1 protein-coding gene is annotated in these 460 nt (G+C 65.2%); it reads left to right on the top strand.

What is annotated here, in order from left to right; all coding sequences use genetic code 11:
* The coding region (locus J7E68_RS01325; protein ID WP_396652477.1) for an ABC transporter ATP-binding protein at window positions 1-460 on the top strand (460 nt) is incomplete at both ends.

The following is a 460-nucleotide window of genomic DNA, read 5'->3' as shown; positions in this document are numbered from 1 at the left end:
GATCCCGGGCGTCACGGTGACCAACTTCCTGCGCACCGCCAAGACGGCCCTCGACGGCGAAGCACCCTCGATCCGCAACTGGACCAAGGACGTCAAGGCAGCGATGACGAACCTGCGCATGGACCCGAAGTTCGCGCAGCGCAACGTCAACGAGGGATTCTCCGGTGGCGAGAAGAAGCGCCACGAGATCCTGCAGCTCGAGGTGCTCAAGCCCCAGTTCGCGATCCTCGACGAGACCGACTCCGGTCTCGACGTCGACGCGCTCAAGATCGTCTCGGAGGGCGTGAACCGCGCCAAGGAGACCACGGGCCTCGGTGTGCTGCTGATCACGCACTACACGCGCATCCTCCGCTACATCCGCCCCGACTTCGTGCACGTGGTCGTCGCCGGCAAGATCGTCGAAGAGGGCGGTCCTGAGCTTGCCGACCGGCCCGAGGACGAGGGATACGACCGTTTCCTC

The sequence above is a fragment of the Microbacterium sp. ISL-103 genome, assembly GCF_018613995.1.
In the GTDB taxonomy this organism is placed as follows: domain Bacteria; phylum Actinomycetota; class Actinomycetes; order Actinomycetales; family Microbacteriaceae; genus Microbacterium.
This window is presented reverse-complemented; position numbering and strand designations above follow the sequence as displayed.